The organism is Aerococcus sp. HMSC23C02 (assembly GCF_001806805.1).
Classification (GTDB): Bacteria; Bacillota; Bacilli; order Lactobacillales; family Aerococcaceae; genus Aerococcus; species Aerococcus sanguinicola.
The window spans coordinates 141,905-151,253 of sequence record NZ_KV786039.1; the positions used below are offsets into that span (position 1 = coordinate 141,905).

9 protein-coding genes are annotated in these 9,349 nt (G+C 49.7%); 1 reads left to right on the top strand and 8 read right to left on the bottom strand.

The genetic code is table 11. The features are described from left to right. Window positions 1-140: 140 nt before the first annotated feature. Together rplS and HMPREF3090_RS00815 are read right to left on the bottom strand one after the other, a co-directional pair. Window positions 141-491, bottom strand: coding sequence for a 50S ribosomal protein L19 (gene rplS / locus HMPREF3090_RS00810; RefSeq protein WP_067972206.1), 351 nt, complete (start codon window positions 489-491; stop codon window positions 141-143). A gap of 119 nt (window positions 492-610) precedes the next feature. Beyond that, window positions 611-1,318 carry an HAD family hydrolase gene (locus tag HMPREF3090_RS00815; protein WP_067972209.1) on the bottom strand — a complete coding sequence of 236 codons (708 nt, stop codon included), beginning with the start codon at window positions 1,316-1,318 and terminating at the stop codon, window positions 611-613. 343 nt (window positions 1,319-1,661) lie between these two features. On the opposite strand from HMPREF3090_RS00815, the gene tpiA reads away from it, so the two are divergent. Beyond that, window positions 1,662-2,417, top strand: a complete 756-nt coding sequence (gene tpiA, locus HMPREF3090_RS00820) for a triose-phosphate isomerase (protein ID WP_067972212.1) — start codon at window positions 1,662-1,664, stop codon at window positions 2,415-2,417. Between the two features lie 1,077 nt (window positions 2,418-3,494). Here the strand turns inward: tpiA and HMPREF3090_RS00825 are convergent. The 6 genes from HMPREF3090_RS00825 to glpK all read right to left on the bottom strand — a co-directional run bounded on the left by HMPREF3090_RS00825 (window position 3,495) and on the right by glpK (window position 9,173). Next, window positions 3,495-3,746 carry a hypothetical protein gene (locus tag HMPREF3090_RS00825; RefSeq protein WP_067972213.1) on the bottom strand — a complete coding sequence of 84 codons (252 nt, stop codon included), beginning with the start codon at window positions 3,744-3,746 and terminating at the stop codon, window positions 3,495-3,497. A 31-nt stretch (window positions 3,747-3,777) separates the two neighbouring features. Next, a complete protein-coding gene (locus HMPREF3090_RS09750) occupies window positions 3,778-3,936 on the bottom strand; it encodes a hypothetical protein (RefSeq protein ID WP_168140240.1) in 159 nt (52 codons plus the stop codon). Window positions 3,937-4,194: 258 nt separating this feature from the next. Continuing rightward, entirely contained in the window at window positions 4,195-4,341 is a 147-nt protein-coding gene (locus HMPREF3090_RS09695) for a glycine zipper family protein (protein WP_230080845.1), read from the bottom strand. 736 nt (window positions 4,342-5,077) lie between these two features. Further along, the gene (locus HMPREF3090_RS00835; RefSeq protein WP_067972219.1) at window positions 5,078-5,788 is read right to left on the bottom strand and encodes an MIP/aquaporin family protein; all 711 of its coding nucleotides are present in this window, start codon (window positions 5,786-5,788) and stop codon (window positions 5,078-5,080) included. Between the two features lie 12 nt (window positions 5,789-5,800). Next, window positions 5,801-7,639: a type 1 glycerol-3-phosphate oxidase gene (glpO, locus tag HMPREF3090_RS00840; RefSeq protein WP_070485718.1), complete on the bottom strand. Its 1,839-nt coding sequence runs from the start codon at window positions 7,637-7,639 to the stop codon at window positions 5,801-5,803. A gap of 13 nt (window positions 7,640-7,652) precedes the next feature. Further along, window positions 7,653-9,173: a glycerol kinase GlpK gene (glpK, locus tag HMPREF3090_RS00845; protein WP_067972224.1), complete on the bottom strand. Its 1,521-nt coding sequence runs from the start codon at window positions 9,171-9,173 to the stop codon at window positions 7,653-7,655. Window positions 9,174-9,349 lie beyond the last annotated feature (176 nt).

Sequence of the window (9,349 nt, forward strand, 5' to 3'; positions counted from 1 at the left end):
GGCTTTAGCCAGTGTTGATCCTCTGAATATTTAACAATCAAATTCAAAAGCGGAACGGATGCTCATCATTACAATTTATATACCCATCCCCCAAAAAGAAAAAGCAGCAAGCCAAGCCTGCTGCTTCAATATCTATCGAACTATTTACGACGGCGTTCAGCAATCCGAGCTGCCTTACCGTGACGATCACGTAAGTAGTATAATTTCGCACGACGAACTTTACCTTGACGGATCACTTCGATTTGGTCAACACGTGGGGTATGAACTGGGAAAGTCCGTTCCACACCAACACCACTAGAAATCTTACGAACAGTGTAAGTTTCGCTGATACCTTGGCCGCGGCGTTTGATGACAACACCTTCGAAGATCTGGATACGTTCACGGTCACCTTCGACAACCTTAGCGTGGACACGAACGGTGTCACCAGGACGGAAGTCTGGGATATCAGAACGTAATTGTTCATTTGTAATGCTTTCAATTAATTTACTCATGTTTTTTCTCCTTCCAACAAACACTCATAGCAGGCCGTCCTGCCAGCGGAATATCGTTTGATACGTGACAATTACTCACAAGTACATAGTCTACCAAACTCGCGCGGATTTGTAAAGGATTATTTGAGATTTTTTTGGACCCAAGTGAGGACCTCAGGGAAGTTCATGCAGACCTGGTCCACATAGTCGTCAACCCCTTCAAATTCGCGGTCCCGGTGGTTGAGCCAAACCGTGTAGAAACCAGCTTCCTTGGCCGCCACCATATCGTGCTTGAAGTTATCGCCGAAGTAGACACTATCTTCAGGTCGGATACCCATCCGCTGGCAGATCAGGTCAAAAATTTCGCGCTCGGGTTTGGCCACCCCTACCTCTTCTGAAACCAGGATATAGGCTTCTGGAATCCAGTCCGTCAAGCCCATGGTCGCTACCTTGGCCCATTGCTTAGCGGTTTCGCCATTGGTAATGACACCCATGGCCTGGTCCGCTTCCTTGACTAGGTCGAGGACTTGGCGCATATCGTCTTGGAGGTCCAGGTCCTTTTGGTAGCGCTGGTAGGCTTCTTGGAAGGCCCAGCCTTGTTCACTGGAAATGTCAATCCCATCATCAGCCAGGGGGGACTGGATGCGCTTGATCTGCATCTGCTTGATGCCCTCGGGGTCGAAGGCAAGACCTGGGAATTCTGTATCCGAAATATAGCGGCTCTTCTTATACCAGATCGGCGCCCGATCCTGGTCCAAGTCGGGAAAGACCTCTGTCAAAGCCCGGCGGAAGGGATCCATCTGGTCGTAGAGGGTGTCATCAATATCAAAAATAAAATTCTTCAGCATAAACTCTCCTTCTCACTCTCTTCTCGCGTCACACATCCCCTCCATTCTAACACATTTCAGCCCCTTCCCTAGCGAATGAGAAAAATCTTAGGCGCCTCGTCATAAATTTCGCTGGAACTGACTTTTATGTTGCTTATTTCTTGGGCTCAGGCTAGCAGAAATAGGTCTTCTTCACAAGAAACTATAGAAGGCGGCCTTCAACCTTCTATGCTCTCTTGGTCTAGAGCTCTATTTCTCCCGCTAGCCTCCACCCCCTTTGAGATTTTCTTCACTTTACAATAGTGTTTTCAAAGCAAAAATGGTAGAATACAAGTGTACTTAATTTCTGAAGGGAGATTTTAAATTGGTTAAGACAATTATTGCCGGAAACTGGAAATTAAACAAGACTGCTGGGGAAGCGAAAAGCTTCATCGATGACTTAAAAGCCCAAGTGGACGCTGACGTGGACGCTGATGTGGTCGTTATCCCACCTGCCCTCTTCGTAGCTGACGCTGTGGAACGCACTCAAGATTCTGCCCTTAAAGTGGGAGCCCAAAACTGCTACTCTGAAGATAGCGGTGCCTTCACAGGCGAAACTAGCCCTGCTGCCTTGAGCGACCTCGGCGTAGACTATGTGGTCCTCGGCCACTCCGAACGCCGCGAAATCTTCAAAGAAACTGACGAAGAGATCAACGCTAAGGTGAAAGCTGCCTTAGACAACAAGTTGACCCCTATCCTCTGTGTGGGTGAAACGCTTGAACAACGTGAAGCTAATGAATACGTGGCCTTCATCACGGAACAATTAAAGGCTGCCCTCAAAGGCTTAGACGCTAATGACATCTCACAAGTTGTCTTCGCTTACGAACCCATCTGGGCGATCGGAACTGGTAAGACAGCTTCTGCCCAAGACGCAGAAGAAGTCTGTGCAGAAATCCGTCAAGTCATTGCGGAATTGACTTCAGAAGATGTCGCTAAAGAAGCCAGCATCCTCTACGGCGGTTCTGTTAAAGCCGCTAACGCCAAAGAAATCCTATCCCAAGACAACATCAACGGCGTGCTCGTTGGTGGCGCCAGCCTAGAAGTTGACAGCTTCACTGGGATTATTGATGCGGTTAAATAAGTTGATCTAAAATTTAAATAAAGATAGAGCCCCCAAAAGCCTGGTAGTGGTCAGCTTTTGGGGGCTTTGTTTGCTGATTCAATGAATTGTGCTGGTGAGCATGCCTTGCGCTTTTGAATTTGGCCCTTGAAGAGCCGTGGCACCGGTTCGGGCCAAAGTCCCTCACCTAGCAAGCTTCAAACGCCTAGTAACGGCTGACGCCGACTAGCCGTAATTCACATCTAGTCGGGTTTGCAAGAGCAGCTTTGGAGTGCTTTCGCAAGTTGGAAACGTGCAAGCGGGCTTGCCCTTATTCCAACTTACTCCAAGCATCCAAAGCTGAACGCTCTTACTCGCACCCTGATGCTTGCTTGGTCACGGCTAAGGGCCAACTTCAACTCTCCACTCCTGCTCAAAAGTAACTGATATAGATTTTTTATTTCTAATTACACATTACAAAAGGAAAGCTTTCTTTTTAAATAATAGCTAGGGATAGCTATAGTGCTTTTGACTTTGATCATTGAATTTAAGAGGAGTAGGAAAAACTGTATTTTTTATTTCCTAGTCAATAAGTGCTGTTTTTGACTCTTATCGATTGAAAGCACTTATGTTTTCTTGTTAGAATGGAGGTGCAAGAGGCAGTGAGTTTTTTAGAGAGGAGCTGGCAAGTGATGAAGGACAACAAGACCATTCGCAATATCTTAATTTTTGTGGGCGGCTTAGTCGTCGGTATTCTATTGAGCACACTCTTTAACGTCATGGCCCCCTTCTAGCCTATCATAAGCAGTCAGGCCTCCTAACGGTATGTGTTGGGAGGCCTGTTTTTATTTTACAGTCATTAGATTTCGACATGCTTGACGAGTTTATAAGGGCTATCTCTTTAATCGTAGGCCTTGAATATTAAGCCATGAATGATGAAAAAGATGATCACAAAAGAAAGAAAATCAATCAACAGATTGTCTAAATTTATCCAATTTCCTAGCACACTTTGGATAATAAAAGCTAGGGCAAGGGTTATGACATCGAGTATAAAATTCTTCATAGTTCCTCCTTAAATTAAATGATGCTTCAAACTTCGAAAATCATTGTCGCTAAGGATTAATCTTCACAATCTCTCAAGATAAAAAAGTAAAAAGTTAAGGCTATAATCACTGCCGGAAGGATGGCAATTACATTATAAGCCAAGAACTTCTGCAGAACAAAAACAAGAATATGACTGGCCGACGTGTCGAGCACATACTGGAACTTCCCGGCCACCCCATCCACAATAATTGTGATCGCAAAAATAAGGAAATAGGCATAAAAGCCATACTTGGCACTCAACTGGCGCTTTCTTAACTGGTCATTCATTACAGGCCTCCTCTATCTAATCATCACTCACTTAATCTTCCTTCTTACCATCATCCTTGAAGCCCATACCGATTCCCGTACCGACTGCAAGACTCAATCCAATACCAAGGGGCACACTATCAATCGTCCACTCCAGGAACACGCCAACTATCATCGCTAAACCAAGCCAGAATCCAAAATTATCTTTCATACCTTTCCTCCCCCAATCGATAACCACACTTGAAAGATTAAATTTTCTTAGCTTCTAAAACTACTGTAAAGGCTTTAGCTTCCCTTGTCAATCAATATTGGTTTTATTTTTTATTATATATGCAGAAATTATATATATATATAAGCAAAGGCTATTATATTTGCTGTTTTGAATTAATAAAAAGAGTCAGCTCAAGGCCGACCTTTATATCCCATAGAATCTAATCGCATCATGCATAAGATAATGCTAGGGGTCAGGCTATTCATCCCCTTCAAAAGCAACACCTACAGAAGCTCCGATGATTAAACCAAAACCTATTCCAATCCCGAGTCTACCTGTTAATACACCGAAAACTACTCCAAAAATTAATCCTAAACCAATCCACAATTCCAAGTTATCCTTCATTACCACTCCTCCTTGACTTCAAAAGAATCATAAATCCATCTTACAAATTCACTTTAAAACTTCTCAAACTGCTCATCAAATGTAATAAGCAGCAGATAAGAAAGCAAAGCAGATCCTCACCAGCACCTCTTCACTTATCCAAGCCCTATTAAATACACACTTTTTTAATTTGGCAGCCATTCACTCGTGAGCAGGAGTGGAGCGTTGAAGTTGGTCCTTAGCCATGAAAAGCAAGTAAAGCGAATTACGGAGCGTAGGCTTTAGCCGTACGGTCCGTTTGAGATTTGCTAGGCGAGGGACCTTGGCCCGAACCGATGCCATGGCTCTTCAAAGACCAAATTCAACAGCGCAACGCATACTCACCAGCACAATCCTATTTGTCAATTACTCATATTACACACATCTTTTAATTTGGCATCAATTCACTCGTGAGCAGAAGCGGAGTTTGAAAGTGATCGTTAGCCATGAATAAGCAAGCGATGTAAATTAGGGATAGTAGGCACTAGCCGTACTAGCCCTTTGAAGCTCGCTAGATGAGGGACCTTGGCTCGCACCGGTGCTATGCTTTAGCCGTTGGAGCGTTAGCGACTTACGGATAAAATACAAGACGGCTTCAGCCGTGTTGATCCTCTGAATTTTAACGATCACTTTCAAGACGGAGCGCATGCTCACCAGCACCATCCCAAACCATTCCAAATTAAAAGAGCCAGCCCCCAGGCCGACTCTTCCATCCACTTTATGCATTAATCAAAACATCCAATCCCGCTGCCAAAAATCCCCCTAACATGGGGCCAAGAATGGGCACCCAGGCATAAGACCACTGGCTAGACCCCTTATGAGGAATAGGCAGGAAGCTGTGGGCCAAGCGAGGGCCAAAGTCCCGGGCTGGGTTGATGGCGTAGCCGGTGGGGCCGCCCAGGGAGACCCCGATGCTGACGATCAGGGCGCTGACCACTGCGGTACTGAGGCCTGGCGCCATTTCGGTATTGGCGAAGGCTAGAATCCCGTAGGCCAGGATGAAGGTGCCAATAACTTCCGCGATCACATTATCCAGCGGCGAGTCGATAGCTGGCGCCGTGGCGAAGGTCCCCAGGATAGTATCTGGGTCTTCGGTCCGGGCGTAGTGGGGCCGGTAGAGGAGCCAGACACAGGCGGCTCCTAGGACAGCTCCCAAGACTTGGGCCAGGACATAGGCCAGGAAGGTCCCCCAGCTGATGGCCCCTCTGAGGGCGAAGGCCAAGCTGACGGCTGGGTTGAGATGAGCCGGTCCCATGTGGCCAGTAGCGTAGGCAGCGATAGCGACAGCCAGGCCCCAGCCCAGGGTGATGGTCAGCCAGCCAGCGTCCTTGCCCTTGGTCCGGTCCAGGCTGACATTGGCCACGACCCCGTCCCCGAGGAGGACCAGGAAGGCCGTTCCAAGAAATTCTCCGAGTACATCTGTCGGCATGGTGGTCCCTCCTTATCCGGCCTGGTCCTTGAGGGCTTGCAGGTCGTTTTCTTCGATAGTGGCTTTGAGCTGGTCGAGCTGGGCTTGTTTTTCCTCAGCGGTCCAGTCATAGGCGCTTGCCATGATATCCAAGACCGGTGCGATCATATGGTCCACTTCATCCCGCTTGAAGAGTAGGTAGTTAGTCCGGCGCAGGAAGTAGTCCACTGGGGTCAGGGTCATTTCATAGGCCATGGCATAGGCCAGCATGACATTTTCCTTGAGGGTCAGGCGGTCATCCTTGTCGATTTGATCGACGAGTTGGAAGACTTGAGGAGCGTTGGACCCATAGAGGGAGGCAATTTCATAGGCTTCTTCATTGGTCAAGCCCCGGCTCACCCCAATTTGGGCATAGGCTTCGAATTCGCGCTCGATATTGTCGGGGTTGATTTCCCCGCCTGAGACAGGATAGGTCCGTGAGTTGATAGCTCGGAAGTGACGGTCGAATTTTTCCGCTAAGATGGCAATAATCTTCTCGAGGGCACCGGCGGCCATCTTGCGGTAGTCGGTGATCTTGCCGCCAGCCAGGGTGATTAAGCCGTTATCATCGATCGAGAGGTCAGAGCCCCGGGAGACTTCGGATGGTTTCAATTGTTGTTCGGACAGGCTGCCTTCTAAGTTAGCCACGACGTCTTCAACTTGTTCGCGGGTCTCTTCCTCCTTGAGATAGGCTTGAACTGACTGGATCAAGCGGTCGAAGCTGTCGTCGGTCAACTTGCCGCTGTCGCCCCCGTTGTAGTCGGAAGAGGAGTTGCCGGCGAGGAGTGGCCGGAGCCCTGCCCAGGAAGACTCCACGTCGTCTAAGCTAATATCCGCATCAGGGAAACGTCCGTTGACAGCCGCCAGGAGATAGTCCACGTCTTCTTGGGTCACTTGGGGGTGCTTGAGGTCGCCCCGGTAGTCGGTATCGGTGGTCCCGAAGTAGGTCTTATTCTCTCTTGGGATGACAAAGATCATCCGGCCGTCATTGTGGCCGCTGTCGAAGTAGACAGGGTGGTTGACTTTGAGTTTGGCGGAATCGATGACCAAGTGAACGCCCTTGGTAGGTCGCATTTGATGGATAGCTTCTTGGTCAGACCGGTCCAAGTTCCGGGTCTTATCGGACCAAGGCCCCGTGGTATTGATGACCACCCGCGCCTTGATTTCAAATTCTTGGTCGGTCAAACGGTCCAAGGCGCGAACCCCTGTAATTTCGCCGGCTTCATTATAAGTATAGCCGACTGCTTGGACCCGGCTGGCTACTAGGGCTCCATCGTCTTGGGCGCGTTTGATGTTTTCGATAACCAGGCGGATGTCGCTATTGTTGAAGTCGAGGTAGCGGCCCCCACCCAGTAAGCCTTCTTGCTTGAGGGCCGGTTCTTCAGCCAGGACTTCTTCCTTGGAGAGGACCTTGTTGGCATAAGGCGAGGTCTGGATGCCTGCCAGGAGGTCGTAGAGGTCCATGGCGACTTTGAGCCGGAAGAGGTTAAAGGTGGCGCCCTCTTCATCATAGACCGGCAAAATCATAGGGTCAGGCTTAGGAATATGAGGGGCAATCTGTTGGACGACCGCCCGTTCCTTAACAGTATCGGAAACGACTTCCACGTCGAAGTGTTTGAGATAGCGGATCCCCCCATGGACGAGCTTGGTCGACCGGCTGGAGGTCCCTTCCGCGAAGTCCTGCATCTCAATCAGACCGGTTTCAAGTCCCGAAGCAGCGGCTTGTAAGGCCACGCCGGCCCCGGTAATCCCCCCACCGATCACGAGCAGGTCGAGTTCCCGGTCCTGCATCTTTTGGATGGCTTGTTGACGGCTTTGGTATGAAAATTTCATGGTTTATCCTCCTCTAAAGATTCTCTTGTGCTTGGTCACTTGTATCGGCGAAGACCTGGGTGGCTTTCACGGCCCGGGTCCAGCCCTTGTAGAGTTGTTCCTTGCGGGCATTGTTCATGGACGGATTGAAGGCTTGGTCGACCGCATTGAGGGTCTTCAATTCTTCCAGGTCGTCCCAGTAGCCCACTGCTAGGCCAGCTAGGAAGGCGGCACCCAGGGCAGTGGTTTCCAGGTTTTGGGCCCGGGCGATTTCAATGCCTAGGATATCCGCTTGGAACTGCATGAGGTAGTTGTTCATAGCAGCCCCACCGTCTACCTTGAGGACATTGATGGGCATGCCCGTGTCCTTCTCCATGGTGTCGATGATGTCCCGGGTCTGGTAGGCCAGAGATTGGAGGGTCGCCTTGACAAAGTCTTCGCGACTGGTCCCCCGGCTGAGGCCAAAGACGGCACCCCGGGCATCCGAATTCCAGTAAGGGGCGCCCAGGCCAGTAAAGGCGGGCACCACATAAACCTCGTCCTCGGACTTAGAAGCCCGGGCCAGGTCTTCAGATTCGGGCGAGGACTGGATCAATCGCATGCCGTCCCGCAGCCACTGGATGGCCGAGCCTGCCACGAAGATGGACCCCTCCAAGGCATAGTGGATCTCGCCATCAATCCCATAAGCAATGGTCGTAATCAAACGATTGTCCGAGAGCTGGAAGTCCGAGCCGGTATTCATAATAATGAAGGCCCCGGTCCCGTAAGTATTCTTGACCATGCCCGGTTCAAAAGCCAGCTGGCCGAAGAGGGCTGCCTGTTGGTCCCCCGCCATCCCAGCAATTGGAACCTCAGCCCCGTAGAAGTGGAAGGGAATGGTGTGGCCGTAGACCTCTGAATTGGACTTAACTTCCGGCAGCATGCAGCGCGGAATATTAAGCAGGTCCAGGATCTCTTGGTCCCAGTCCAGTTCTTTCAGGTTAAAGAGCATGGTCCGGGCAGCGTTGGAGTAGTCCGTCACATGGCACTTGCCATCGGTCAGCTTCCAGACAATCCAAGAATCAATGGTCCCGAAGAGGAGTTCCCCTTTTTCGGCGCGTTCCTGGGCCCCGTCCACATGGTCCAAGATCCAGCGAATCTTGGTGGCTGAGAAGTAGGCGTCGATCACAAGCCCCGTCTTCTGGCGGATCATTTCCGTGTGGCCAGCCTCCTTGAGCTGGTTGGCGATAGCTGCCGTCTGCCGGGACTGCCAGACAATGGCGTTATAGATTGGCGTACCGGTTTCCTTGTCCCAGATAACGGTGGTTTCCCGCTGGTTGGTGATGCCGATTCCTTCAATCTGCTCGGGCTTAAGCCCAGATTCGATAAAGGCCCCTGCAATCACCGATTGGACAGAATTCCAGATGTGGTTAGCGTTGTGCTCCACCCAGCCACCGTGGGGGAAGATCTGGTCAAATTCTTTTTGATAGGAGCCCACGTTCTCACCCTGGTGGTTGTAGATGATGGCCCGTGTGGAAGTGGTTCCTTGGTCAATTGCCATAATGTATTTTTCCATCTTAGCCTCCTGTTTTCCGAATGGTTTTGGTCTGATTTCTAAGTTCTGTCTATATTATACCGGTAGCGCTTACATAGATGGTCTTAACTTTTTTAGGATTTTGAAAAAAGCTGATAGTTCCTGGGGGTAGCTTTATTAATCCTGCTGGTGAGCATGCGTTCCGCTGTTGAATTTGG

Excerpts from the sequence above, each read along its gene's own strand:
- rplS (WP_067972206.1), bottom strand. The coding sequence starts at position 491 with ATGAGTAAATTAATTGAAAGCATTACAAATGAACAATTACGTTCTGAT.
- HMPREF3090_RS00815 (WP_067972209.1), bottom strand. The coding sequence starts at position 1,318 with ATGCTGAAGAATTTTATTTTTGATATTGATGACACCCTCTACGACCAG.
- HMPREF3090_RS00825 (WP_067972213.1), bottom strand. The coding sequence starts at position 3,746 with ATGAATGACCAGTTAAGAAAGCGCCAGTTGAGTGCCAAGTATGGCTTT.
- HMPREF3090_RS09750 (WP_168140240.1), bottom strand. The coding sequence starts at position 3,936 with ATGAAAGATAATTTTGGATTCTGGCTTGGTTTAGCGATGATAGTTGGC.
- HMPREF3090_RS09695 (WP_230080845.1), bottom strand. The coding sequence starts at position 4,341 with ATGAAGGATAACTTGGAATTGTGGATTGGTTTAGGATTAATTTTTGGA.
- HMPREF3090_RS00835 (WP_067972219.1), bottom strand. The coding sequence starts at position 5,788 with ATGCCGACAGATGTACTCGGAGAATTTCTTGGAACGGCCTTCCTGGTC.
- glpO (WP_070485718.1), bottom strand. The coding sequence starts at position 7,639 with ATGAAATTTTCATACCAAAGCCGTCAACAAGCCATCCAAAAGATGCAG.
- glpK (WP_067972224.1), bottom strand. The coding sequence starts at position 9,173 with ATGGAAAAATACATTATGGCAATTGACCAAGGAACCACTTCCACACGG.